Raw genomic sequence first — 24,331 nt, 5'->3', positions numbered from 1 at the left:
CAGCCCTTACAATCCGGCTAGACGCGGCGGGGCTTGCGGGCCCTGCCCCAGCCCTCAACCCTAGAAGCCAGACCGCCACATGGCCCCAACCGGCAATACATCCCCGCCCGAAATCGTGGGCAAGGAAGAAATGGGCGCCCGCCTGCGCGCCGAGCGCAAGGCCAGGAAAATGACCCTGCAGGCGCTGTCCAAATCCAGCGGCATTGCGGTATCGACCCTGTCCAAGGCCGAACTCGGGCAGATCGCCCTCAGCTACGAAAAATTCGCCGCCCTGGCCCGCGCGCTCGACATCGACATGACCCGCATGTTCATGCTGCGCGACGCCTCCCAGGCCGCCGTCGCGCCCACCTACGTCAAGAACAGGCTCAGCGACGCCCGCGACTACATCACCGAGAACTACCACTATCGCCTGCTGATGGGCGAATACCCCGGCAAGAAGATGCTGCCGATGGTCGCCATGATCGACTCGCGCAAGGTGGTGGAATTCGAAGACTACATCCGTCACCCGGGGCAGGAATTCGTCGTGGTGCTGTCCGGCAAGGTCCGCATCCAGTTTGAAAACGGCGACAGCGTCGTGCTCAGCCGGCTGGAGTCGGCGTATTTCGACAGCAGCATCGGACACGTGTATCTGTCGCTGAGCCGGAAGCCGGCCGAGGTGCTGGCGGTGTGCAGCGATATGGAGGATGTGCCGGAGCGCTTGAAGGGCTGAACCCTTACTTCAGACGGTCGCTCGCCGCCATGAGCTTCTTAGCCATGTTGTCGTATCTGCGCAGGATACGCCGGGCGTTCAGCGCCTTGCTCCAGGAATACACCGGAATCAGTTGCTTGGAACCGTATCCGTCCACCAGGTAAAGGCCTTCCCGCCCGCTGGCATTGAAGCCCACGACGATGTTGCTGGCGCTCACGTCGTTGAAGATGACGTGGGCGTCGATCAGCGCCATGACAAACTCTTCCACGCGGCGGCGAAGCTCTGGATTGAATCCTTGCCGCGCCACCACCTCTTTCAGGGTGGGCGCCAGATTTCCATGCGCGTCGACGATACGCTCCACCACCAGACCCAGCCCCTTCGACGTCAACACCAAGCCGAAGATGCGCGCCATCAGCGAATTGCCCGTGATGGCGGATTGCCGGGTCGAAGTCGCTATGTACTCGACGGTTTCGGCGATGATGACCCGATTGCCGCCCTCGCGCTGGAAACGCTTGTACCAATGGCGCTTGCGGTGAATCTGGCTGCTGCGGGCCCAGTTGACGGTTTTGATGAGCAGGGCTGTGTCGGTGGGGTGCAGGTACACATCACGCTCGCTGCCTGCCGCGGCAATGGCGAGCGGTCTCAAGTCCAGGACCTCGAACGGGTCGGATGACGTTACGGGGAAGAACTTCTGCTGAAGCATGACTTCCATACCCCCCAAGGAGGTCGCCGCGTTGGCCACTTTTTTCCGGACGGATACATTCAACATGTCGATCCCTCAGCTTGACTGCTGCATCGCGGCCAAGCCCGGGGATCCGCGCTGCGCGAGCCATGCTTCGTAAACCTGTTCGGTGCGAGCACCCAGCCCCGCCAGGGAGAATTTTCCCTCGGCATACGCCATGCGCCTGCCCGCCTCTCCCATGCGCGCCCGCAGCTTGTCATCGTCGATCAGGCTGGCCAGGGCCTCCCTGAGCTTCACGACATCGCCTGCCGGCACCAGGATGCCCGTCTCGCCGTCATTGACCATTTCGCTGACGCCGCCAACGTCGACGCCGACGACGGGAAGGCCGGCGGCTGCAGCCTCGACATATACCGTGCCCGACGCCTCTTTCTGCGTAGCCAGGGCAAAAATGTCGCTGCCGGCCAGAATGGCGTGCACGTCATTCCGGAATCCCAGCATGTGGATGCGATCGGCCAGTCCGATTTCCGTGATGAGCGCCTGCAGTTGCTCGAACAACGGCGATCCGTTGCCGACCAGGACCAGGTGCACCTCAGGCCGCTCCGCCATCAAGGGCCGCAGCGCTTCGATCAGTTCGCGGTGTCCCTTGGTGGCCCTGAGAATGGCGACACAACACACCACGATGGCATTGGCGGGCAGGTTCAACTCTTCCCGCAGGCCGGATCGAAGATCGGGCGGGGGCAACTTGATGGGCGAGTAGACGGTCTCCACCCGCGCTGCAGGCACGCCGCGCTCGATCAGGTATCCCCGGACATGATTGCTGACCGTGGTGATCCGATGCGGAATCCAGGTGTACGCCAGCATGGAATTGACGCGATTGGTCAAGTGGCGCGTACGTACGATCAAAGGCGTGCCCGCCATGCGAGCCCCCATACCGGCCAGCAGCGTGTCAATGCGGCTATGGGTATTGAGGACATCGAAGCGCCCCTTGCGCAAAATGCGGGCCACCTGCGGCGCGCCGCGCAGCAGGTTCATCAAGCCCCCCATGCGCAGCGTATGGACAGTGATTCCCGCCTCGGTTGCAGCCTGGACGAGTTTCGCCTCTGGCCGGCATATCAGTTCCACGTGATGCCCGCGATCACGCATGGCCTGCATTTCTTTGAGGATTCGGCGTTCCTGGCCGGCAAAGCCTAAAGCGGCTTCGGCATGGGCGATGCGCAAAGATCGTGGATTTTCAGAAGACATAGGGAAATATGAAGGCAACACTTCGACCTGAACGAATGGTTGCCTGGAGTCTTGATGGCGTAGTGGCAACATGGTATTCGCGCGACCCCGGCGGCACAAGCGCCGATCGGCCGCCGGCGAAGCGAAATTCGCCGAAATATCCGCGCTGTTGCTGCGCAGCTGGCGGCTAAGCCCGTTGTTTCCCAATCTGGAAATGTGTTTTCCACCAGTCAAGCGCCGCTTTTCGTTGCGTCCAGGTCACGGTTCGCTCGGTCTACGGCTGCTCCAGGCAACAAAAAACCCGCACCCCCTTGCGAGGATTGCGGGTTATTTGCGAGGAATTCTGGTGCCGACGGCGAGACTCGAACTCGCACAGCTTTCGCCACTACCCCCTCAAGATAGCGTGTCTACCAATTTCACCACGTCGGCTTGACCATCCCAGAAAGGCATACCTTCCTGGAAAGTCGAGCATTCTATCACGTAAATCGGAATGCGGGGAACCCGTCCCGTTTTATCCGTGAAAGCGTCCCCAGGGCCGGCCGATGACGCCGCCGCGGGGACCGTCCGATCAGTTGATCTGCAGGTTCGTCGCCTTGACCACTTCGCCCCACTTGCGGGTTTCGCTTTCCATGAAGGCCTTGAATGCCTGCGGGGTGTTGGGCGGCGGGGGCAGCAGGAAGCCATTGGTCTGGTAGCTGGCGGCCAGGGCGGGATCAGACGTCAGCGCCTTGTTGATGGCGGCGTTGACCTTTTGCACGATCTCCGGCGGGGTGCCGGCCGGGGCGAACAGGCCGAACCAGGCCGCCACGTCGAAGCCCGGCACGCCGGATTCGGCGATGGTCGGGATTTCGGGGGCGAACGGGACGCGGCTGCCGGTGGTGACGGCCAGCCCGGTCAGCTTGCCGGCGCGCACGTGCGGCAGCAGCGGCGGCAGGTTGTCGAAGATGGAATCCACCTGCCCGCCCAGCAGGTCGGCCACGGCCGGGCCGCTGCCGCGGTACGGCACGTGCAGGATGTCGATGCCGGTCTTCATCTTGAACAGCTCGCAGCCCAGGTGGGCGGACGAGCCGTTGCCGGGCGACGCGCAGGTCAGCTTGCCGGGATTCTTCTTGGCGTAGTCGATGTACTCCTGGACGGTCTTGACCGGCACGTTGGCATTGACCGCCAGGATGTTCGGCACCACATTCAGCAGCGCGACGGCGTCCAGGTCCTTGAGGGCGTCATAGGACATCTTGGAATACAACGACTGGTTGATCGCGGTGGAGATCGACCCCACGAACAGGGTGTAGCCGTCGGCGGGCGCGCGGGCGACAGATTCCGCGCCAATATTGCTGTTGGCGCCGGGCTTGTTCTCCACGACGAAGGTCTGGCCGAATTCCTTGCCCAGCACATCCGCAATCATGCGGGCGCTGATGTCGGTCGTGCCGCCGGGGGCATAGCCCACGACCAGACGGACCGGCTTGGTTGGATAGGCGTTCGCCTGAGCCTGGACGGCTCCCGACGCGAAGCACGCCAGCACCGCGGCTGCGCCAGCCAGCCTGGAATAGATTTTTCTCATGTTTCCTCCTTTTGAGAACGATCGGGCGCGACGGGACGTGCGCGCCATTTTTTGTTGTTGTCCGGGCCTGCCGGCCCGGCGGGGATTACGCGGCGGCCTGTGGCCGCCAGGAACCAGCCGCGCTCACCGGCGCGATCAGGTCTGGTGTGACGTCGGCAAGCGTGCCGCAGCCTAGCAGCGCCATGTTGGTCGAGATTTCGCTGCGGAAAATATCGGCCACCTTGCGGATGCCGGCGGCGCCGGCCACCGCCGCGCCGAAGAGTTGAGGCCTGCCGGTAAATACCATGCGCGCGCCCTGCGCCACCGCCTTGAGCACGTCGGAACCGCGCCGGAAGCCGCCGTCGACCATCACGGGGTAGCCAGGCGGCACCGCCGCCACGACGTCGGGCAGCGCCTGCAAGGGCGAAATGCAGCCGTCGAGCTGGCGGCCGCCGTGGTTCGACACGATCACGCCGTCGGCGCCGGCCGCGCAGGCCAGCCGCGCGTCGTCGGGATGCATGACGCCCTTCAGCACCAGCTTGCCGGGCCAGTTGTCGCGGATCCAGCGAATGTGTTCCCACGACAACTTGTCGCGTTCGCCGCGAAAGCCGTTGGGCGGGTCCTGCGTGATCGGCGGACCGATGTCCTCGTACAGATTCGAGAAACGGGGCACGCCGCTGCCCAGTAGCGTGCGCATGAAAACGTTCAGGGTCCAGCGCGGATGCAGCATGCCGTCCAGGACGACCCTTGCGCTCATCTTGAACGGCACCGTGAAAGCCAGGCGCTGCAGGTTCTCGCGGTTGGCGCCGACGCAGGTGTCGATGGTCACGACCAGGACAGGAATGCGGGCCTGGCGCAACCGCGCCATCAGCTTGCCGATGCGCTCGATATTGCCCGGCAGGTAGGCCTGGTACCAGCAGCGGTTGCCGGTGGCTTCCTGCAGGCGTTCGAGCGGCACGCTGGAGGCGCCGCTGATGATGAAGGGAATCCGGGCGTCCTGGGCCGCGCGCGCCAGCGCCAGATCGCATTCGTGCATGACGATGGCCGAAAACCCGGTGGGCGCGAAGCCGACGGGCATGGCGTAGTCCTCGCCGAACAGGCTGACCTGGCTGCTGCGCTGGTCCACGACACGCAGCCCGCGCGGACGAAAGCCGATGCCGCGAGGGGCGCGCAGGCTTTCGGCCAGCGACTCGCCGTCTTCGGTGCCGCCGCAGATGTAGCCTTCGACGCAGCGCGGCATGATGCGCCGCGCTTCACGTTCAAAGTCGCCCACCGACAGGCAGCGGTCCAGGCGGCTCATGCGGCCACCGGCGAACCGGCTTGCGCGCCCAGCGCCTGCTGGCAGGCGGCAAGCGACCGCGCCTGCGTGTCTTCATACAGCGCCAGCTCGTCCTTCACCGGCGCGCCCAGGGCCTGCTCGAAGGCAACCTGGCTGGCGTTCTGCGCGTACTCGGCCTGCGCCTTGTCGCCCAGGTTGGACTGGAAGATGCCCGCGGCGCTGACAGGCAGGAAGTCTTCGTACACCAGCGGCTCGAATTGGATGTAGCCCTGCGCGATCAGCGCGTGCAGGTCCGCCGTTCCTGGCTCGCCCTGCTTGCCGGTCAGGAAATAGCGGAAATAGGCCAGCCCCTGCTCATGCAGTTGCGCGTAGTCGTCCGGAAACGCCGCAAAGCAGTCCTGCAGGTTCTGCATGTAGGCGGCTGCGTTGCCTTCGTTGGGCGCGCCGCTGATCCGGCTGCGCGCCAGGTCCAGCAACTGGTCGTATAGAGCGCGCCCCTTGCGGGTCAGCGCCACGCCGCGCTGCTCGATCTCGCCGAAGCGGGCCGTGTGGCTGCCCACGGACGAGACGCCGTCCGCGCCGGCAAAACGCACGGGTTCTTCCAGCGCCTTGAAGCTGGTCTGGCGCAGCAGGATCGGGCACTTGCGCGGCGGCGGGCCTTCGATCACGGCCTTGGCCGACACGCCACGCCGGGGCATCTCGGCCTGCGCTTCGTCGATGTCCAGGGTGCGCGGGGTCAGATGATTGATGTGCGGCCCCTTGAAGGCCACCACGTCTGCGATCAGGCGGTGCTGGCCGTGCAGTTCACGATAGTCGTCCAGGCTGACCGTGGACTCGCTGTGCCAGCGGAAGGTGTGCAAGGCCTCGGCGACGAATTCCCGCGCGTCAGCCTCGTTCAGGCCGCCTTGCGTCTCGAAACAGGCGGTCAGCGCCAGCACGCGGTCAGTGAAGATCTGGCGCGCCGCCAGGATGCGGGCCGCCTTTTCGCGCAGGCCGGCGTCGTCGATGAGTTCCAGGCGCAGCAGCGACGTGAACACGCGGAACGGACTGGCCTGCAACGCCGCTTCGTGGGTAGCGCGGAACGCCGTGGAATGCACCGGGACGCCTGCGGGCGACAGGTCGTAGTAGCCCACGGGCTGCATGCCCATGACGGCGAACACGCGCCGCATGTTGGACAGTTCCTCGGGGGTGCCCACGCGGATCGCGCCATGGCGCTCGATGTCCAGGCGCTCGATCTCGCCGGTGCGCGACAACTGCGCGGCCAGTTCGGGCTGCTCGGCCATCGTCTTGGCGTTCACCTGCGCAACCAGGTCCAGCAGCGTGTCGTACAGCGGCACTTCCTGCTTGTACATGTCGGACATGGCGCGGGAGAACCAGGCGCGGATTTGATCGGGATTAACGAAACTCTGACTCATGGCGGGCTTGACGCATCGGTAAACAAGGATGGCCCGCATGAAATCACGCCCGGCGGGGCGCAATCAAATGAAAAAATTCGGCCTAATCAGTCCGTTTTTTCATGGACCGCAGCCGCCGGTCCTGTCGGGCGTCCCGCGGCCCCCGCTTCGTCTTCGACCCAGGTCACGAACTGCTTGATTTTCGGCACCTCGGCCGAGTGTTCGGAATAGGCGACGAAGTACGCGCCGCCGCTGGGCTGCACGTAATCCCAGGGAATGATCAGCTTGCCGGCCTGCAGCTCTTCCTCGGCCAGCAGGCGCGGCGTCAGCGCGATGCCGCAGCCGCCTTCGGCCGCGCGTACGCACATGTAGAACGTATCGAAGCGCGGACCGTGGTAGCTGCGGTCGGACTGGAACTGCTGATGGGAAAAATAGTCGTGCCACGCCTCGGGGCGCGAAGCGCACTGGATCAGCGTCTGCTGGCCCAGTTCGCCCAGGCTGGCGATTTTGTCGCCGCGCAGGAATCCGGGCGCGCATACCGGCACCACGTCGGCTTCGAACAGTTCTCGGCATTGCGCGCCGGGCAGCGTGCCGTGGCCGAAAAAGAACGAGATATCTATCTTCGCCTGCATCAGGTCGAACGGCCGGGTTTCGCTGCGCACCTTCACCTGGATGTCCGGGTGCGCGGCCATGAAGCGCTGCAGGCGCGGGATGAGCCAGCGCGCGCCAAACGTGGGCTGGGTGCCGATGGTCAACACCTGGGTTTCGCTGCCGTAGGTCAGGATGGCGCGCGAGGACATGTCCACCTTGTTCAGGATCGCCCTGACCTCGGACTGGTAGAGCGCCCCGGCGGGCGTCAGCTGCAGGCGGCGCCGCACTCGCAGGAACAGCGGATTGCGCAGTAGCCCCTCCAATTGCGCGATCTGCTTGCTGATCGCGCTTTGCGTCATGTGCAGTTCCTCGGCCGCGCGCGTAAAGCTCATGTGCCGCGCCACCGCCTCGAAACACTGAAGCGCCATCATCGACGGCATCAAACGCTTTTCCATGGGGCCTCCACGCGGATCGCTACATTGCTGCAAGCGTAAAAAAAGGCCGGCATGCGCCGGCCTCTTTTCCTGCTGCCCTCTTACTTCGCCGGTGCGGCGGGCGTTTCCGCCGGCTTTTCGCCAGCCGGTGCGGCAGGCGCGGCGGGTGCGGCCGGCACCGACGCGTCGGGCTTGGCGGCGGGAGCCGGGGCTGCGCCGGGGACCGACGAAGCGCCAGGCACCGACGAGGCGCCGGGAGCGGCGGGCACCGAGGAACCCGGCGCTTGCGGAACCGAACGGTCGGCCGGGAAGCTTTGCATCACGCCGGAATCGACGGCCGGGCCGCTGGTGCCTTTGTGACTGACATAAGCCAGGCCCGCGGTGGAGGCGAAGAAGACCACGGCGGCCCACTTGGTGGCGCGCGACAGGAAATTGGCCGCGCCGGTGGCGCCGAACAGGCTGCCGGACGAGCCGCTGCCGAAGGCGGACCCCATGTCGGCGCCTTTGCCCTGCTGTAGCAGGACCAGGACGATGATAGCCAGCGCCGAGATCACTTGGACGGCCAGCAGGATTTTGAGCATCAGGGGCATTACAGACTCCGGAACGGAAACTTAGATGGCGGCAATTCGCAAAAACTCATCGGCCACGAGCGACGCGCCGCCGACCAGGGCTCCGTCGATATCAGTCATGGCGAACAAACTGGAGGCGTTGGCGGCCTTCACGCTGCCGCCGTACAACACTTGCACCTGCGCGGCGCCCAGGGCGCGCAGCGCGGCGCGGATGGCGCCGTGGACTTCCTGGGCCTGCTCGGGGCTGGCGGTGCGGCCGGTGCCGATGGCCCAGACGGGCTCATAGGCCAGGACCATGCGGGAAACGGCGTCGGCGCCCAGGGCCAGCACAGGCTTCAACTGGCGTTCGATGACGGCCAGCGTGTTGCCGGCTTCGCGGTCGGCCAGGGACTCGCCCACGCACACCACGGGGGTCAGGCCGGCGGCCAGCGCGGCCTGGGCCTTGGCGGCCACGGCTTCGTCGGTTTCACCGTGCAGCACGCGGCGCTCGGAGTGGCCGGCCAGCGCCCAGCGGCAGCCGAATTCCTTCAGCATGGCGCCGGACACTTCGCCCGTGTACGCGCCCTTTTCGTGCGCGCTGACGTCTTGCGCGCCCCAGGAGACGCTGCTGCCGGTCAATGCCGAAGCGGCCTGCGCCAGGTACGGGAACGGAACACAGATGCCGATTTCGCAGTGGCTCGCAGCATCCGCGGCGCGAAGCTCGGTCAGCAACGCGGCGTTCTCGGCCAGGTTGCCGTGCATCTTCCAGTTGCCCAGCACGAGGCGGGCGCGGTTTTCGACTGAAGTCATGGCGAATTTGTTTGGCGAATTTGTCTGAAGCGGAAAAACCAGCACAACGCGCGCCCTGTCCGGAAGTCCGGCCTGGAAATCCAGGCTGGGAGACGAATCAGGGGCCTTGTGCGGCAACCGCCCACGGGCCTGCCTGGAAAAAATTCCAGGCGAAACCCGAGATTGTATCCTGTTGCGCGGCGATACGCCGAACGCCGCGCGTTTCTTACATTGTCAGGATGATTTTGCCGATGTTTTCACCGCTTTCCATCATGGCGTGCGCCTTGGAAGCCTCGGCCAGCGGGAACGTGGCGTGCACGATGGGCTTGATGGCCCCATTTTCCAGGAGCGGCCAGGCCTGCTCACGCAGGGCGCGGGCAATGGCGCCCTTGAAGGCAACGGGACGGGGACGCAGGGTGGAGCCGGTGATAGTCAGGCGACGGCGCATGACCTGAGCCGTGTCCACATTGGCGTGCGAGCCGCCCAGCTGGGCGATGATGACGATGCGCCCGTCGTCGGCCAGGCACTGCATGTCGCGGGCGATGTAGTCGCCGGCCACCATGTCCAGGATCACATCCACGCCGCGGCCGCCGGTCGCGTCCAGCACTTCCTTCACGAAGTCCTGGGTCTTGTAGTTGATGCCCTTGTCGGCGCCCAGCGCCTCCACGGCGCGCGCGCGGTCATCGCTGCCGACCGTGGCGTACACCTTGTGGCCCATCGCGCGGGCAAGCTGGATCGCCGTCGTGCCGATGCCGCTGGCGCCGCCATGCACCAGCAGGGCTTCGCCTTCGGCCAGCCGGCCGCGATCAAACACATTGCTCCAGACGGTGAAATAGGTTTCCGGCAGGCCCGCGGCCTCGATGTCGGACAGGCCCTTGGGGATGGGCAGGCACTGCGCGGCCGGCGCGACGCAGTATTCGGCGTAGCCGCCGCCCGCCACCAGCGCGCAGACCTTGTCGCCCAGGGCAAATCCGCTGCCCGCCAGGTCGCCGCCCACGATCTCGCCGGCCACTTCCAGGCCCGGCAGGTCGGACGCGCCGCGCGGCGGCGCATAGTTGCCCTTGCGCTGGAACACGTCGGGACGGTTGACGCCTGCGGCGCTCACTTTGATCAGGACTTCGCCGGCGCCGGCTTCGGGCGTGGGACGTTCCACGGGGACCAGGACATCCGGGCCGCCGGGGCGGGAGATTTCAACAGCGTGCATCGCGTGCCTCCTTCGCAGCAAATGGATTATTATTGCGCCCTTTACGGGATATCGCGTTTCCGTTCAGGCAGAATGTCTGCCAGACGGCCGGATCGCGGGGCGACTGCCCGGCGGCCTGCGCATAGCGGCAAGGCCAAGTCCCAGCACTACCCCAGCAGTACCCCGGAAGCGTGGCAGAGTGGTCGATTGCACCGGTCTTGAAAACCGGCAACGGGCAACCGTTCGTGAGTTCGAATCTCACCGCTTCCGCCAGCAGGCCCATGCCTGCTCCAGCCTTGTGGGCGCGGCGCAGCCTTGCAGGCCGCGCCGGCTTGCCATGTGTTCAGCGCTTGCCGAACAGGCGCCTGATACGCCGGCGCAGCTTCGAAGGCTGCCGGGGCGGCTGCAGGACGGGGGCAGCGTCATAGGCGCCCGCAAGCACGGCCAGATCTCCAGCCGCGGGCCGGGCGCCCTGAAGCAGTTGGCCGGCCACGCCGATCATCGCCCCCTTCAGCGTTTCGACCTCTTGCGAAACCGCCTTCCAGTCGATCGACGAAAACTCCGACGGCGTATACACCGGGATCAGCCGGTCGATCGCCGAGAAGCGGTCATCCCTGTCGCGCCGCGCCAGCACCACGGGAATGCCCATCGCCAGACAGGGGCTGGCCACATGCAGCAGGGGCGTCACGACGAGGGAGGCCTCGTTCTTGTAGACATCAAGATAAGACTGCGCCAATGCGTCCATTTTCTGGATGGCGCCATCGCTCAACGGCACGTCGGGCACGGGTTCCCGCTGATAGACGAGCCGCGCGTGTTCCAGGATGGGCTTGGGGATGTTTTCAAGCAGATTCTGCTGCAGGACGCCCGATCCCGCGCCGAACGCGATGACCGGCTTGCCGCCCACTGCGGGGTCTTCCCGCTTGGCCAGCGTAAGCGTCGCGCAACCCGTCACAAAAGCGGAGATGCGGTGCTTGTCGAACAGGCGCTTGGTGGCGTTGTCGCGACAGCCGATGGGCTGGTGCTTCTGGAACAACGCCTTGTTCCGGGTAATGACCGTTTCAGTTTCCGCGTTGAATCCAAAAAAGACGGGCTCGATCTGCGGGGGCAGCGGAAAACAGTCGTCGTGGAAACACCCATTCATGATGAGCTTGACGGGTTCTCCGTCATAGTCGCGGAGCGAGTCCCGATCTATCCCTACGATGCTCGTGTCCTGGATTTTCAGGCGGTTCAACAATCTGCGCACGGCAATGGATTGAATATTGTCGCCAACGTTGACAGTGCGCCGCTTTGGATTATTGCCGTACCGGAATTCCAGGTACCCGAACTTCTGGGTGTGCATGATTTTCAAATTTGAGGGGCTGCGCGGGCGCCCCCCGCCTATCGGAGGGTGCCGGACAGGCAGCGGTGAATCACAGGCTTATGCCGACATAAATTGTAAATCATCAACATAATCCCAAACATTGCTGCCAGCGAACTCGGACCGCTTCCGATCACCAGGCGGCCTGCCGAACGCCCCCTTCAGGCGTAGTATTGACGCAGATTCCCACCTGGAGGTTGCCATGTACAAGCACATACTCATCCCCATCGACGGATCCAGCCTGGCCAATTCCGGCCTGGAGCAGGGACTGGCCCTGGCCCGCGAGCTAGGCGCCAGCGTCACGGTGCTGACGGTGTACAGCCACTTCCACATGCCCTCGATGGAGACCGTGCAGCTCGAAGGCGTGCGTCAGGTCTACGAACATCAGGCCAAGGAACTGGCCAGCTCGTATCTGTCGGAAGCCGCCGGCAAGGCAAGCGCGGCGGGCGTCGCCTGCGCCACCGAACTGCGCGAAAGCGACACCCCCTACCAGGTGATCGTCGATGTGGCGATGACGCACAACTGCGACCTGATCGCCATGTCCTCGCACGGGCGCGGCGGCATGGCGGCCCTGTTGCTGGGCAGCCAGACGCAGAAGGTGCTGGCGCACTCCACCCTGCCGGTGCTGGTGTACCGCTGAAACGTCAGGCGGCTGAGTAGGTCCTGGGAATGCCGGCGGCGGCCACGCCGCTGCGCAGGCTTTCCCGCGGCAGGGACGCCGCCAGCAGTTCGCGCGCCGCAATTAGCCGGGACAGATCGACCCCGGTCCGGTAGCCCATGCTTTCCAGCATGAACACCAGGTCTTCCGTCACGATATTGCCCGACGCGCCCGGGGCGAACGGACAGCCGCCCAGCCCGCCCAGGCAGGAATCGAAGCCGCGGATGCCTTCATCCAATCCCGCCAGGACATTGGCCAGGCCCAGCCCCATTGTGTCGTGCAGGTGCAGCTTGGTCAGCGTCGCGCCCACCGCATCCTGCGTGGCGCGCACTGCCTCCCGCACGCGCGCCGGATGGGCATAGCCCACGGTGTCGGCCAGCGCGATTTCATCGGCGCCGGCGCGGGCCGCCGCCTGGGCCACCTGGGCCACGCGCCGCACCGGCACCTCGCCTTCCATCGAGCATCCGAAGGCGGTGGCCACGGCGGCGTCGATGCGCATCGGCCGCGCCTGCGAGCGGACCCAGTCGACGATGGATTCAAGCATCGCCACCTGCGCGTCCGTGCCCTTGCCCACGTTGGCATGGCTATGCGTGTCGCTGACCGACACCGGAAATGCCAGCACGTGCGCGCCCGCCTCGTAGGCGGCGATGGCCCCCTTGAGATTGCAGGCCAGCGCGCAAACGGTCACGCCGTCCATCTTCAGGACCTCGGGCAGGATATCGCCCGTATCCGCCATCTGCGGCACCAGCCGCGGCGACACGAAGCTGCCCACCTCGATCTCGCGCAGGCCCGCGTCGGCCAGCTGCCGTATCCAGCGCAGCTTGTCGGCGCCGGCCATCATGCCCTTGGCCATCTGCAGGCCGTCGCGCGGCCCCACTTCGCAAAGCCTGACTTCCTGATTCATGTGCGTCCCGCGCTCCGTGTCCTGACTATTGCTGGATGACGATGCCAGCGCTCTTGATGGTCTGGCGCGCCTTGCCGATGTCCGACTGGATCAGCGCGGCGAATTGCTCGCTGGATACCGGGTCGGTCTCCAGGCCCTGGGCCGCCAGCGCTTCCTGCACGTCCTTGCGCGCCAGCAGCTTGTTGAAGTCGCCATTCAGGCGCGTCACGATGTCGGCGGGCGTCTTGGCCGGGGCCAGCACGCCGTAGTAGGTCACCACGCTGAAATCCTTGTATCCCAGCTCCGCCACGGTGGGCACGTCTGGCAGCGCGGGATTGCGCTTGGGCGAGGTCACCGCCAGCGCGCGCACCTTGCCGGACTTGATAAGGGTCGCCGCCGACGAAATCGACGAGCCTGCAAACTGCAAATGCCCGCCCATCAGATCGGCCAGCGCCGGCGCGGACCCCTTGTACGGCACATGCTGCATCTTGAAGCCGGCCGCGTGCTGCAGCATTTCCATGGCGATGTGCACGCCGCCGCCGGTGCCGGAGGTTCCGTAGGAAATTTTGTTGGGCTCCTTCTTGGCGGCCTCAATCACCTCCGGCAGCGTCTTGTAGGGCGATTGCTCGGCCACCAAAAGCACCATCGGCGTGGTGGCCACCAGCGCCACCGGCGCCAGATCCTTGACCGGGTCGTAGGCTACCTTCATCAACAGCGGAATCAGCGTGACATTGTCGGACTGGCCGATCACCAGGTCGTAGCCCTGGGCGGGCGAACGCGCCGCCTCGGCCAGGCCCAGCGCCGTGCCCGCGCCGGGCTTGTTTTCCGGCACCACCGCCCAGCCGTTCAGTTCATGCAGCTTGGTACTCATCAGGCGCCCGATGTAATCGGTGCCCCCGCCAGGCGTCGACGGAATGATGATGCGGATGGGCTTGCTGGGATAGTCCTGCGCATGGGCCGTGCAGGCGATGGCCAACGCGGCCAGCGCAAAGAGTTTGCGGATCATCTCGGGTTGTCTCCTCTTTGGTGGACGTCTTGGCGGTCTGGCGCCGCCTCGACAGGGATCAGGCGCTATGGCCTGGTCTTCATGCAATGACTCCCTCGGCGCGCAGGGCTTCGATGCGCGCGGCATCCAGGCCCAGGCCCTGCAGAATGGCGTGCGTCTGCGCGCCCTGGTCCGGCGGATCGAACCGCTTGCCCGCCTTGCGGCCGTCGAATTCGATAGGCAGCGCGGCGGCCGATATTTCGCCGCCGTCCGGCAGCCGGGTCTTCAGCAATGCGCCGCCGGCGTTCAGGTGCGCGTCGTCCAGCAGATCGTGCGGCTGGCGGATCGGACCGTAGGACAGATTGGCCTCTTCAAGCGCCGCGCACAGCGCGTCGGTCTTCCAGGTTTTCAGGATCTCGCCCACCCCGGGAACCAGCCAGGAACGCGCGGCCTCGCGGTCGACGGCCGTGGCCAGGCGCGGATCCGCAGCCCACTCGGGAGGCAGGAACCTGCGGGCGAAATTGCGCCATTGGGCGTCGCCCACCACCGCGACGAACACGCGGCCGTCGGCGGTTTCGAACACGTCGTAAACGCCCCATGGCGGCTTGCGCTCCGCGCCCATGGGCTTGGGCGCCGTTCCCGTCAGCTGGAATTGCGCGATGAACTGGGCCACCAGCAGCAGGTTGTTTTCAAACAGGCCGGACCGCACGTGGCGGCCACGGCCGGTCGCATGCCGGTCGTGCAGCGCGGCCAGCGCGCCCACCACGCCGAAGGTGCCGCCCAGGATGTCGTTGACCGATGCCGCCACCCGCTGCGGCGTGTCGGCGCCGCCGTTGATGTAGGCCAGACCGCCCATCATCTGCACCACTTCATCCAACGCGGTGCGGTGCTTGTAGGGTCCGGACAGAAAGCCCTTCAGCGAGACATAGATCAGGCCTGGGTTCTCGGCCGACAGCGACTCGTAGTCCAGCCCATACTGCGCCAGGCTGCCGTCGCGGAAATTCTCCACGATCATGTCGGTCTGCAGGGCCAGCTTGCGCACGACCTCCTGGCCCTCGGACGACTTCAGATCAATCGCCAGGCTCTGCTTGTTGCGATTGAAGACCGGAAAATAGCCGCTGCCGGAGCCCTTCAGGCGCCGCGTGCGGTCGCCGTCGATGGGTTCGACCTTGATCACGTCCGCGCCCAGATCCGCCAGCGACAGGCCGGCCGCCGGCCCCATGATCATGTGGGACAGTTCCAGGACCTTGATGCCGCGCAGGGGCAATTCGGCGCTGTCCATGAAAGGTGAAGCCGGTGCTGCTGTCATCCGTGTTTTCCTCGTGCCTGCCTGTTCGACCAGTGTGCGCCGGCGGCGGGGAATCAGGCTTGCCGCCGCCAGCATGGACCCATGATCGCGGGCTTGCGCGGGCTGCGGGTAGCGGTCTTTCAGCACGGGGGCATTCTCGTTTCGGAACGTCCGGGTTTGCCCTGGGCTTGCCCCGACATCTCAGGTTGGCGCGGCGGGCAGCACCCCAAGGTGCGCCAGCAAGGCGCGTGCGGCCGGCGACAGCGCCTGCGGATCGCGCACGGCGATGCAGAGCGGCGTGCTGGACCAGGGACCGCGCAGCGGGATGAAGCGGATGTCCAGGTGCGCAAGGCGCGGCTTCAGGTAATGCGGCACCACGGCCACGCCCATGCCGCGCGCCACCAGCAGGCAGATGGTTTCGTGCGAGCTGACCCGGGCGCTGATGCGGCGTGTCATGCCCGCGTTGCGCGCAGCCTGGTCGAATACGCTGCTGATGCCGTTGTCGCGGTTCAGTTCGATCTGCTCGAACGGCAGCAACTGCGCGTAATCCAGCGTCTCGCGGTCGGCCAGCAAGTGCTGGCCGGGCACCACGGCCGCCAGTTCGCAATGGCCGCAGGGGTACACCTGCAGGCCGTCATGTCCGAAGTCCGATCCGGCGGCCACGTCCGCCTGCCCTTCCAGCACGGCGCGGAAGGCGGCCTGGGTCGTGTCCTCTTCCAGCGAGATGTCGATCTGCGGATACGCGCGCCGGAACGACTGGATCTGCGCCGGCAGGTCGCCCGACAACGCCGCGAAGCTGACCGCCAGCCGGATGTGGCCGCGCACGCCGGTCGCGAATCCCGCCATGTCGCGATGCATGCGGTCCATGTCCTGCAGCACCCGGCGCACGTGGGTGGCCAGCGCGTCGCCGGCCGGCGTCGGCTGCACGCCCTTGACGCCGCGCTCCAGCAGCGGCACGCCGAATGCGTCCTCCATCTCGGACATGCGTTTGCTGACGGCGGAGGGCACGATGTTTTCGCGGGCGGCGGCGCGCGCCAGGCTGCCCTCTTCGAGCGCGGCAAGAAAGAGACGCAGGGAAACGGGGTCGATATCGCGGATTGGCGCGGCGGGCGGGGACGGCTTCATGGCGCAAAGTGTCGTCCTTTGTCGGCCCGGGCTGGGATCGGGGTTTTCCCGTGGCGACGCATCGGGCCCGGGCATGGCCCAAACGTTGTGGGCGCCCGCGGCAACCTAGACGCTGGTCCAGTCGTAGTCTTGCAGCAATTCCAGCAAACAGCGCCTGACCGCCGCCACCGCCCCGTCGCGCAAGGCGTCGCCGCGCCAGCCCACTTCAATGGCGTATCCAGGCATGGCGATCGGACAAGGCAGCAGCCGCAGGCCCGACGCTTCGGCCAACCCGCGCGCCGCGTGCGTCGGCAGGGTCGACAGCGACTCCCCATCCCGCAGCAGGAACGCCAGCGCGGAGAAATGCGTGGTCGACGCCTGCACCCGGCGCGTCAGGCCCATCCCATGCAGCACTTCGTCCACCACGCCGATAAAACCGCCCGACGACACCAGCACGTGCTGGCGGCGCGTGAACTCTTCCACGGTCAGGCTCGCCTGGCCCGGCGCCAACGTCGCAGGATCGAGCAGGCAGGCATAGCCGCCCTGCCCGACCGTCACGTGCTGCAGCGCCGGCGCGGTCAGGCCGCCCGATGCGATCACCAGATCCACCTCGCGCGCCATCAGCATCTCGGCAGCCAGCCGGCTGTGCGTCTGGCGAAAAATGACGCGCAGGCCCGGCGCGCTGTGCGCCAGCGCATGGATCACATCCCGTCCCAGCGCGATCTCGAAATCGTCTGACAGCCCCAGCGTCACCGACCGTCCCGCGTAGCCCTGCGCGCCAGGGCGCACCAGCGACAGACTCTGCCGGAACTTGTCCAGCGCCTCGCCGATGATCGGTCGCAATTCGCGGGCGCGCAGGCTGGGCGTCAGGCCCCGCCCCGTACGCGTGAACAGCGCGTCGCCATACAGCGCACGCAACCGTCCCAGCGCCGCGCTGACCGCCGATTGCGTGACCCCCAGCCGCAGGGCGGCCCGGCCCGCGCCGCCCTCGTCATAGATAGCCTCGAAGACCTTGAGCAGGTTCAGGTCGGCCGACTCGATATCTATCTGGTTCATATCATTTATCTTTGGGCGGGATTGATTGATTTTAGGACGAGCCAGACACTACCGCCTTGCCCGCCCACTTCCCGAAGGAATCGCCATGACCGCCACCACCGTCGCCGCCCTGCAGATCGGCTCCGCCCCCGAGGGCAAGGCCCGCACCCTGGAACAGATCCTCGCCTTCGAATCCGACATCGCCGCCTCGGGCGCCTCGCTCGTGGTCATGCCCGAAGCGCTGCTGGGCGGCTACCCCAAGGGCGAAATCTTCGGCACCCGGCTGGGTTACCGGCTGCCCGAAGGCCGCGAGGCGTTCGCCCGCTACTACGACAATGCGATCGACGTGCCGGGTCCCGAGACCGAGGCGCTGGCCGGCCTGTCCCAGCGCACGGGCGCCAGCCTGGTCGTGGGCGTGATCGAGCGCGGCGGCAATACGCTCTACTGCACGGCCCTGTTCTTCGAGCCGGGCATCGGCCTGGCCGCCAAGCACCGCAAGCTCATGCCGACCGGCACCGAACGCCTGATCTGGGGCCAGGGCGACGGCTCCACCCTGCCCGTCATCGACGCCGCCGCAGGCCGCATCGGCGGCGCCATTTGCTGGGAGAACCACATGCCGCTGCTGCGCACCGCCATGTACGCCAAGGGCGTCGAGATCTGGTGCGCGCCCACCGTGGACGAACGCGACATCTGGCAATGCTCGATGCGCCACATTGCGCACGAAGGCCGCTGCTTCGTCGTCAGCGCCTGCCAGGTGCAGCCCTCGCCCGCGGAACTGGGCGCGGACGTCCCCGGCTGGGACGCGGGCCGCCCGCTGATCAATGGCGGCTCGGTCATCGTCGGACCGCTGGGCGACGTACTGGCCGGCCCGCTGCGCGGCGGCGCGGGCCTTTTGACGGCGCGGATCGACACGGCGGAACTGGTGCGCGCGCGCTACGACTTCGACGTGACGGGACACTATTCCCGTCCCGACATCTTCTCGTTGACCGTGGACGAACGGCCCCGCCCGCCCGTCCGATTCATTTCGTGATTACCCTTGCACCCGCGTTGCCCGCGAAAAACCGTGCGGCCAAGATGGTATAGTCTCGCCCGCTGCCGGTCCGCAACGGGCCGCGCAACGCCCGAGTGGTGAAATTGGTAGACACAAGGGACTTGAACTAATTTGAGCCCTTTGGGGGAAACTCCAAAGGTGTAGCCCGTCAAACTCGGCGAAGGCCCTGGACCTGTTCCGCGCTAACACCGAGCCAAGCCCCGGTTTCGCAACCGGGGAAGGTGTAGAGAGCAGACGGCGGGCACCTAAGGCCTCGGGGCTATGGTGAAGGCGTGCTCCAGACCACGAACAGCAAGCCCTTGCTGGCGGCGAAAGCCGAAGTGGTAAGAAAATCCCTCGGCCTCGCGGCCGTACCGGTTCGATTCCGGTCTCGGGCACCAAATATCTATCCAGATGATCTGGCGCTACTTCCATTCCGCGCCAGCTGCCGCTTCGGCGTGCAGGCGAATGCCCAGCGCGCGGACCACTTTCCAGATAGTGGCAAATTCAGGATTGCCTTCAGCCGACAACGCACGGTAAAGGCTTTCACGTTTGACGCCGGTGTCTCGGGCAAGCTGACTCATGCCGCGCGCGCGGGCAATCACGCCCAGCGCATGGGTGATGAATTTAGGATCGTCTCCGGCTTCTTCAAGCGCCGCCTCAAGATACGCCACCATTTCTTCCTCAGTGCGAAGATGGGCAGCAGAATCCCACGGACGAGTTTTTACCTGGGTCATGACTCACTCCAAATCGAGCGCGGCGGCAATCGCCTTCGCTCGCGTTATGTCGGCCTGCTGGGTGGACTTATCGCCGCCACACAACAGCATCACAAGCACGGCGCCCCGCTGGGTGAAATACACCCGGTAGCCTGGCCCGTAGTCGATGCGCAATTCGATAATCCCGCCACCCACCGCCTTGCAATCGCCTGGATTTCCCATTTCAAGCCGGTCAATCCGTATTTGGATACGAGCTCTGGCGCGGATGTCGCGCAACTTCGAGAACCAGTCATCGAAAGCCGCAGTAGTGCGGACCGATATCATGGAGTTACTGTAATCCATAAGAGACAACCCTTCAATCCGATTTCTTCTAGCTTCGCCTAAGGCCGTCTCGCATTTGGCGCCACCGTGCCGAAAATGCCACGCCGCCCACCCCGACGTACGCCCACCCGGCGCTGGACAACAGGCGTCGCCTCGGCGCAAGCTTGGCCTTCCAGGGGCGCCCCGCCGCGGCGCCTGACATCCGGGGGCCACGCATGTGTTCGCACTATCAGACGCTTAAGGATGCGGAGCTGCTGCTGCAGAAATTCGGCGTGCGGCGAAAGCCCGCGGCCGTCGGCAAATACGACATGTGGCCCCGGTACGAGGGCTTGTTCGTGCGCCGTCCCCCTGAACACGATGCGGGCGACGAGGCCGTGCCCGACCGCGAAGCCTGCGTCGGCCGCTGGGGCCTGATCAGCGCCATGACCCGGGCGGACGGTCTGGACAAGGCCGGAAAGCTATCCACCTTCAATGCCCGCGCCGAGACGGCACCCGCCTCGTTCACCTTCGGCAACGCCTGGCGCCGCGCGCAACACTGCATCGTGCCCGCCGACGCTATCTTCGAGCCCGACTGGAGATCCGGCCGCGCCGTCGCCACGCGCTTCGCCCGCGCTGATGGCGAACCGATGGGCATCGCGGGCCTATGGGACCGATACCGCGACGCGGCCGGACAGTGGCGCGACACCTACACCATGCTGACCATCAACGCCGACAACGACCCCGTCTTCCGGCATTACCACCAAGCGGGTCACGAAAAGCGCATGGTCGTCATCCTGGCCGAAGGCGCCTATGGCGAGTGGCTGAACGCCGACGCATCCCGGAGCCGGGAATTCCTGGTTCCCTTTCCCTCCGAAAGGCTGGTCGCCACGCCGGCGCAGCCGCCTTCCTCCCCTGCCCCGATCCAGCCCGCCGGGAGCCCGCCATGATCACCCTCCACTCCTATCCCGGACTCTACGGCCTTGAGGACAACAATCCGTATGGCCTGAAGGTTTATGCGTTCCTGAAGCTGTGCCGCCTGCCGTTCGACCACGAGCATGGCATCGACGTCAGCACGGCGCCCAGGGGCCAACTGCCTTACCTGACCGACAATGGCCTTTCCATCGGCGATAGCGACACCATCATCGCCTACCTGAAGCGCCAGTACGAACTGACCATCGACGCTTCGCTGAGCCAGGCGCAGCAAGACCAGGACCTGATGATCCGGCGCACCCTGGATGACCTGTATTGGGTGATGTCCTATTCCCGCTGGCGCGACGACCGCTATTGGCCCGCCTTCCGCAAGGCGCTTCTGGACACGCATCCGGAGGTCTCGCCCCAGCAGCTGGAGGCCGCGCGGCAATACAACTTCCAGCGCTACCACTACCAGGGCATCGGCCGGTATGCGCCCGAAGAAGCCTACGCGCGCGGCATCGCGGACCTGGACGTGATCGCCGATCTGCTGGGCGACAACCCGTTCATGTTCGGCCCCAATCCCGGCAGCGTGGACGCCGGCATCTATGGATTCCTGGCCAATATCTATCACTACGCCATCGACACGCCGCTCAAGCAGCGCCTGCTGTCGCGGCCGAACCTGGTGAGCCATTGCCTTGCCCTGCGGGCCGAACTGGACTGAGGCCCGCGCGGCAAATCCGGAAAATCGTTATGCTCTCCGGCTTGCTCCTGTCTGACCGATGTTTCCATCTTGACCGCTCCCGCCGCTACGCCCCCCTTTATCGTCCTTGACGCCTGCGTGCTCATGTCCGGCATCCTGCGCCGGCTGCTGCTGCGACTGGCCGAGGCCGGCGTCTTTCTGCCGGTCTGGACCGAGCGCATCGGCGAGGAATGGCGCCGCAACGCGTCGCGCATCTGGGACATTCCGCCGGAAGTGATGGCCGAGTTCTGGGCCGACATGAATGCGCGCTTTCCCGGGGCCATCGAATCCGACACCCAGGTCTACGAAGCCTCGTTGCGCTACAGCGACCCCAAGGACTTCCATGTGATCGCGGCCGGCCTGGCGCGCCGCGCGCGCTGCGGGCTGCCGCAGACGCCCACGGTGCAGGTGCTGACGTGGAACCTGAAGGATTTCAACCGGTCGGAACTGCGCCGCCAGGGGCTGGACGTCTACAACCCCGACCGCATGCTGGTGCAGTGGTGGCAAGCAGGCGCGGACCGCATGCGCGACGCCATCGCACAGATTCCCGCCGACTACATCGCGCTGGGCCGCGAACCGGAGCCGCTAGCCGCGACCCTGCATCGTGAGCGCCTGTACGGCCTGAAAAGCCTGGTTTCCCGGGGATAGCGCGGCCGCGGCCACTGGGCGCGCCAGCGATTCCAGGCAAGCGCCTTCTGCCGCCTGAGCGCCCAGAAGCAAAAAAAAGGGCCTGGCCGGCTTGCGCCGAACCAGACCCGGAGCCAACCGTGTCCGACCTGTCAGTCGACCTCTACGAAGGCTTCCTCGCGCTTCTTGCGCAGCGCGGGCATCGCCACCAGCACAAGCAGGATTGCAGCAAGCGCCAGCAATGTCGCCGACAGCGGCCGGGTGACAAAGGTGCTGAAGTCGCCTCGCGAAAGCAGCAGCGCCCGGCGGAAGTTCTCTTCCATCATCGGGCCCAACACCAGGCCGAGCAACAGCGGGGCGCCTTCGCAGCCCAGCTTGCTCCACACGTAGCCGACAATGCCGAATATGGCGAACATGAAGATATCGAACGCGTTGTAGTTCAGCGAGTACACGCCGATCGTGCAGAACACGAGAATCGCCGGGAACAACATCCGGTACGGCACGCGCAGCAGCTTCACCCAGATGCCGATCAACGGCAGGTTCAGGATGACCAGCATCAGGTTCCCGATCCACATGGACGCGATCAAGCCCCAGAAAAGCTCCGGATGGCTGGACATCACCTGCGGACCCGGCTGGATGTTGTGGATGGTCATGGCCCCCACCATCAGCGCCATCACCGCGTTGCCCGGAATACCCAGGGTAAGCAGCGGAATGAACGAGGTCTGCGCACCTGCGTTATTCGCCGACTCGGGTCCGGCCAATCCCGCGGGGTGGCCCTTGCCGAACCGTTCCGGCTCTTTCGACAGCTTCTTTTCCAAGGTGTAAGACGCGAAAGCGGACAGCACCGAACCGCCGCCGGGCAGGATGCCCAGGGCCGAACCCAGCGCCGTCCCGCGCACGATGGCCGGAGCGGCTTCGCGGAATTCCTGGCGGCTGGGATAGAGCGACCCGACCTTATCGGTAATTTCCACCCGGTTCTCTTTCTGTTCCAGGTTGCTCATGATTTCCGACAGGCCGAACACACCCATTGCAACGATCGCGAAATCTATGCCGTCCTGCAGCTCAGGGATACTGAAGTCGTAGCGGGCGACGCCAGAGTTGACGTCGGTGCCGACCATACCCAAGAGCAGGCCCAGCAGGATCATGCAAATGGCTTTCGGCAACGAGCCCGACGCCAGCACCACTGCGCCGATCAGGCCCAGCGCCATCAGGGAAAAGTACTCCGCGGGTCCAAACGCGAACGCCACTTCCGCCAACGGCGGCGCGAATGCCGCGATGAGCACCGTCGCCACGCTTCCGGCAAAAAAGGATCCGATGGCCGCGAGCGACAGCGCCGCCCCGGCGCGTCCATTGCGCGCCATCTGGTGACCATCCAGGACCGTCACCACCGCCGAGGTCTCACCCGGCAGATTCACCAGGATGGCCGTGGTGGAGCCGCCATACTGCGTGCCGTAATAGATGCCCGCCAGCATGATCAGCCCAGCAGTGGGCGGCAGCACGTACGTGATGGGCAGCAGCATCGCGATGGTAGGCACCGGCCCCAGGCCGGGCAGCACGCCGACCAGCGTACCCAGCAGGCAGCCGAGGAATGCGTAAGTCAGGTTCTCGGGGGTAAAGGCCACCGAGAAACCCATCATCAGGTTTTGTAGTAGTTCCATGCCCGGTCTCCTAGTTGGTCAATACGCTGGGCCACAGCGGAAAAATCAGCCCAAGTCCGCGTATGAATGCAATGTAGGAAAACGCCACCAGGAACAGGCCGTTGGCCACAGCCACTTTCCAGTTGAATTCGTGGCTGGCGTAGCTGCTGATGAGGACGAGCAAAAATACTGAGATATACAGCCCGAGGTAGCGCAGAGAGAAGCCGTACAAGGCTACCGAGCCAATCACGAGAAAAAGGATGCGGAAATCGTAGCGACTGATCGTGGTGGATTGGGCTTTCGGGGACAAGGCGCCCAAAAGAACCGTCGCGCCCATCAGCGCCAGCACGATGCCCAGCCAGAACGGGAAGTAACCCGGTCCCATGCGGGCCGCGCTTCCCATGGAGTACTGGGTCGCCTGCGCGGCGAAGGCGCCCCCCAAGACGATGAACATCACGCCGGACCAGAAATCCTGTCTGTTTTTTATCAAATCGCTGTCTCCCCTGATTTGCCGCGCCCGGGCTTTCGTGCCGCGACGCGCGCATTCTTCGTTCAACGCCGCCGGGCCATGTCGCCCGGAAACGCCTTGAACGCAGGATACTAATTCGCAACACGACATAACCCATATCCGGAAGAACCATGATTTTTTTGGGGATATCCCCTAGACCATGGAACGGACAAGATGCGGTTGGCAAAGGGCGTAAACGGCGCCAT

At 65.4% G+C, this 24,331-nt stretch carries 26 protein-coding genes and 2 tRNA genes; 8 read left to right on the top strand and 20 right to left on the bottom strand.

Features of this window, described 5'->3' with window-relative positions; translation table 11 throughout:
• The first annotated feature begins 79 nt into the window (after nucleotides 1-79).
• Entirely contained in the window at nucleotides 80-709 is a 630-nt protein-coding gene (locus KYC_RS09255; protein WP_008161289.1) for a helix-turn-helix domain-containing protein, read from the top strand.
• A 4-nt stretch (nucleotides 710-713) separates the two neighbouring features.
• On the opposite strand, the gene KYC_RS09250 is transcribed toward KYC_RS09255, so the two are convergent.
• The 10 genes from KYC_RS09250 to KYC_RS09205 all read right to left on the bottom strand — a co-directional run bounded on the left by KYC_RS09250 (nucleotide 714) and on the right by KYC_RS09205 (nucleotide 10,367).
• Nucleotides 714-1,400 (bottom strand): YrbL family protein, encoded by a 687-nt coding sequence (locus KYC_RS09250; RefSeq protein ID WP_008161286.1) that lies wholly within the window; start codon nucleotides 1,398-1,400, stop codon nucleotides 714-716.
• Between the two features lie 66 nt (nucleotides 1,401-1,466).
• Nucleotides 1,467-2,612, bottom strand: coding sequence for a glycosyltransferase family 4 protein (locus tag KYC_RS09245; RefSeq protein WP_043517990.1), 1,146 nt, complete (start codon nucleotides 2,610-2,612; stop codon nucleotides 1,467-1,469).
• A gap of 323 nt (nucleotides 2,613-2,935) precedes the next feature.
• Nucleotides 2,936-3,020, bottom strand: a tRNA-Leu gene (locus KYC_RS09240).
• 139 nt (nucleotides 3,021-3,159) lie between these two features.
• Complete coding sequence (locus KYC_RS09235; RefSeq protein ID WP_008161279.1) at nucleotides 3,160-4,149, bottom strand: Bug family tripartite tricarboxylate transporter substrate binding protein; 990 nt, start codon at nucleotides 4,147-4,149, stop codon at nucleotides 3,160-3,162.
• Nucleotides 4,150-4,234: 85 nt separating this feature from the next.
• Entirely contained in the window at nucleotides 4,235-5,428 is a 1,194-nt protein-coding gene (locus KYC_RS09230) for an alpha-hydroxy acid oxidase (RefSeq protein ID WP_008161277.1), read from the bottom strand.
• Nucleotides 5,425-6,822, bottom strand: coding sequence for a 2-oxoadipate dioxygenase/decarboxylase HglS (gene hglS, locus KYC_RS09225; RefSeq protein WP_008161274.1), 1,398 nt, complete (start codon nucleotides 6,820-6,822; stop codon nucleotides 5,425-5,427). Before hglS ends, KYC_RS09230 begins: the two co-directional genes overlap by 4 nt.
• A gap of 86 nt (nucleotides 6,823-6,908) precedes the next feature.
• The gene (locus KYC_RS09220; protein WP_008161273.1) at nucleotides 6,909-7,847 is read right to left on the bottom strand and encodes a LysR substrate-binding domain-containing protein; all 939 of its coding nucleotides are present in this window, start codon (nucleotides 7,845-7,847) and stop codon (nucleotides 6,909-6,911) included.
• Nucleotides 7,848-7,927: 80 nt separating this feature from the next.
• Complete coding sequence (gene secG / locus KYC_RS09215) at nucleotides 7,928-8,416, bottom strand: preprotein translocase subunit SecG (RefSeq protein ID WP_008161271.1); 489 nt, start codon at nucleotides 8,414-8,416, stop codon at nucleotides 7,928-7,930.
• 21 nt (nucleotides 8,417-8,437) lie between these two features.
• Complete coding sequence (tpiA, locus tag KYC_RS09210) at nucleotides 8,438-9,184, bottom strand: triose-phosphate isomerase (RefSeq protein WP_008161269.1); 747 nt, start codon at nucleotides 9,182-9,184, stop codon at nucleotides 8,438-8,440.
• 205 nt (nucleotides 9,185-9,389) lie between these two features.
• Entirely contained in the window at nucleotides 9,390-10,367 is a 978-nt protein-coding gene (locus KYC_RS09205; protein WP_008161268.1) for an NAD(P)H-quinone oxidoreductase, read from the bottom strand.
• 164 nt (nucleotides 10,368-10,531) lie between these two features.
• Between KYC_RS09205 and KYC_RS09200 the strand changes: the two genes are divergently transcribed.
• A tRNA-Ser gene (locus KYC_RS09200) sits at nucleotides 10,532-10,619 on the top strand.
• Nucleotides 10,620-10,689: 70 nt separating this feature from the next.
• Here KYC_RS09200 and KYC_RS09195 read toward each other — a convergent pair.
• Nucleotides 10,690-11,379, bottom strand: a complete 690-nt coding sequence (locus tag KYC_RS09195) for a hypothetical protein (protein WP_420796110.1) — start codon at nucleotides 11,377-11,379, stop codon at nucleotides 10,690-10,692.
• Here KYC_RS09195 and KYC_RS30120 point away from each other — a divergent pair.
• Nucleotides 11,365-11,700 (top strand): hypothetical protein, encoded by a 336-nt coding sequence (locus KYC_RS30120; RefSeq protein WP_420796109.1) that lies wholly within the window; start codon nucleotides 11,365-11,367, stop codon nucleotides 11,698-11,700. The genes KYC_RS09195 and KYC_RS30120 overlap by 15 nt on opposite strands.
• Before the next feature lie 205 nt (nucleotides 11,701-11,905).
• Nucleotides 11,906-12,343, top strand: a complete 438-nt coding sequence (locus KYC_RS09190) for a universal stress protein (RefSeq protein ID WP_008161266.1) — start codon at nucleotides 11,906-11,908, stop codon at nucleotides 12,341-12,343.
• A 4-nt stretch (nucleotides 12,344-12,347) separates the two neighbouring features.
• On the opposite strand, the gene KYC_RS09185 is transcribed toward KYC_RS09190, so the two are convergent.
• The 5 genes from KYC_RS09185 to KYC_RS09165 all read right to left on the bottom strand — a co-directional run bounded on the left by KYC_RS09185 (nucleotide 12,348) and on the right by KYC_RS09165 (nucleotide 17,677).
• Nucleotides 12,348-13,265 (bottom strand): hydroxymethylglutaryl-CoA lyase, encoded by a 918-nt coding sequence (locus tag KYC_RS09185; protein ID WP_008161265.1) that lies wholly within the window; start codon nucleotides 13,263-13,265, stop codon nucleotides 12,348-12,350.
• 25 nt (nucleotides 13,266-13,290) lie between these two features.
• A complete protein-coding gene (locus tag KYC_RS09180; protein ID WP_008161264.1) occupies nucleotides 13,291-14,250 on the bottom strand; it encodes a Bug family tripartite tricarboxylate transporter substrate binding protein in 960 nt (319 codons plus the stop codon).
• Nucleotides 14,251-14,329: 79 nt separating this feature from the next.
• Nucleotides 14,330-15,538 carry a CaiB/BaiF CoA transferase family protein gene (locus KYC_RS09175; RefSeq protein WP_043517987.1) on the bottom strand — a complete coding sequence of 403 codons (1,209 nt, stop codon included), beginning with the start codon at nucleotides 15,536-15,538 and terminating at the stop codon, nucleotides 14,330-14,332.
• 180 nt (nucleotides 15,539-15,718) lie between these two features.
• A complete protein-coding gene (locus KYC_RS09170) occupies nucleotides 15,719-16,642 on the bottom strand; it encodes a LysR family transcriptional regulator (protein WP_008161262.1) in 924 nt (307 codons plus the stop codon).
• A gap of 105 nt (nucleotides 16,643-16,747) precedes the next feature.
• On the bottom strand, nucleotides 16,748-17,677 hold the full coding sequence (locus KYC_RS09165) for a LysR substrate-binding domain-containing protein (protein WP_008161260.1): 930 nt from the start codon (nucleotides 17,675-17,677) through the stop codon (nucleotides 16,748-16,750).
• 85 nt (nucleotides 17,678-17,762) lie between these two features.
• Here KYC_RS09165 and KYC_RS09160 point away from each other — a divergent pair, with 85 nt between their 5' ends.
• Nucleotides 17,763-18,686 (top strand): carbon-nitrogen hydrolase family protein, encoded by a 924-nt coding sequence (locus KYC_RS09160; RefSeq protein WP_008161257.1) that lies wholly within the window; start codon nucleotides 17,763-17,765, stop codon nucleotides 18,684-18,686.
• Between the two features lie 425 nt (nucleotides 18,687-19,111).
• Here KYC_RS09160 and KYC_RS09155 read toward each other — a convergent pair whose 3' ends face one another.
• Both KYC_RS09155 and KYC_RS09150 read right to left on the bottom strand, forming a co-directional pair.
• The gene (locus KYC_RS09155) at nucleotides 19,112-19,423 is read right to left on the bottom strand and encodes an addiction module antidote protein (RefSeq protein ID WP_043517985.1); all 312 of its coding nucleotides are present in this window, start codon (nucleotides 19,421-19,423) and stop codon (nucleotides 19,112-19,114) included.
• A 3-nt stretch (nucleotides 19,424-19,426) separates the two neighbouring features.
• Nucleotides 19,427-19,744: a type II toxin-antitoxin system RelE/ParE family toxin gene (locus KYC_RS09150; protein WP_008161253.1), complete on the bottom strand. Its 318-nt coding sequence runs from the start codon at nucleotides 19,742-19,744 to the stop codon at nucleotides 19,427-19,429.
• Nucleotides 19,745-19,938: 194 nt separating this feature from the next.
• Here KYC_RS09150 and KYC_RS09145 point away from each other — a divergent pair, with 194 nt between their 5' ends.
• From KYC_RS09145 to KYC_RS09135, 3 genes are all read left to right on the top strand, one after another.
• Entirely contained in the window at nucleotides 19,939-20,649 is a 711-nt protein-coding gene (locus tag KYC_RS09145; RefSeq protein WP_008161251.1) for an SOS response-associated peptidase, read from the top strand.
• Complete coding sequence (locus KYC_RS09140; protein ID WP_008161249.1) at nucleotides 20,646-21,335, top strand: glutathione S-transferase C-terminal domain-containing protein; 690 nt, start codon at nucleotides 20,646-20,648, stop codon at nucleotides 21,333-21,335. The genes KYC_RS09145 and KYC_RS09140 overlap by 4 nt, the downstream gene beginning before the upstream one ends.
• A 123-nt stretch (nucleotides 21,336-21,458) precedes the next feature.
• The gene (locus tag KYC_RS09135; protein ID WP_008161247.1) at nucleotides 21,459-22,001 is read left to right on the top strand and encodes a PIN domain-containing protein; all 543 of its coding nucleotides are present in this window, start codon (nucleotides 21,459-21,461) and stop codon (nucleotides 21,999-22,001) included.
• Nucleotides 22,002-22,132: 131 nt separating this feature from the next.
• On the opposite strand, the gene KYC_RS09130 is transcribed toward KYC_RS09135, so the two are convergent.
• Nucleotides 22,133-23,638: a tripartite tricarboxylate transporter permease gene (locus tag KYC_RS09130; protein ID WP_008161245.1), complete on the bottom strand. Its 1,506-nt coding sequence runs from the start codon at nucleotides 23,636-23,638 to the stop codon at nucleotides 22,133-22,135.
• A gap of 10 nt (nucleotides 23,639-23,648) precedes the next feature.
• Nucleotides 23,649-24,071: a tripartite tricarboxylate transporter TctB family protein gene (locus tag KYC_RS09125; RefSeq protein WP_008161243.1), complete on the bottom strand. Its 423-nt coding sequence runs from the start codon at nucleotides 24,069-24,071 to the stop codon at nucleotides 23,649-23,651.
• Nucleotides 24,072-24,331 lie beyond the last annotated feature (260 nt).

The sequence above is a fragment of the Achromobacter arsenitoxydans SY8 genome (assembly GCF_000236785.1).
GTDB lineage: Bacteria > Pseudomonadota > Gammaproteobacteria > Burkholderiales > Burkholderiaceae_B > Achromobacter > Achromobacter arsenitoxydans.
This window is presented reverse-complemented; position numbering and strand designations above follow the sequence as displayed.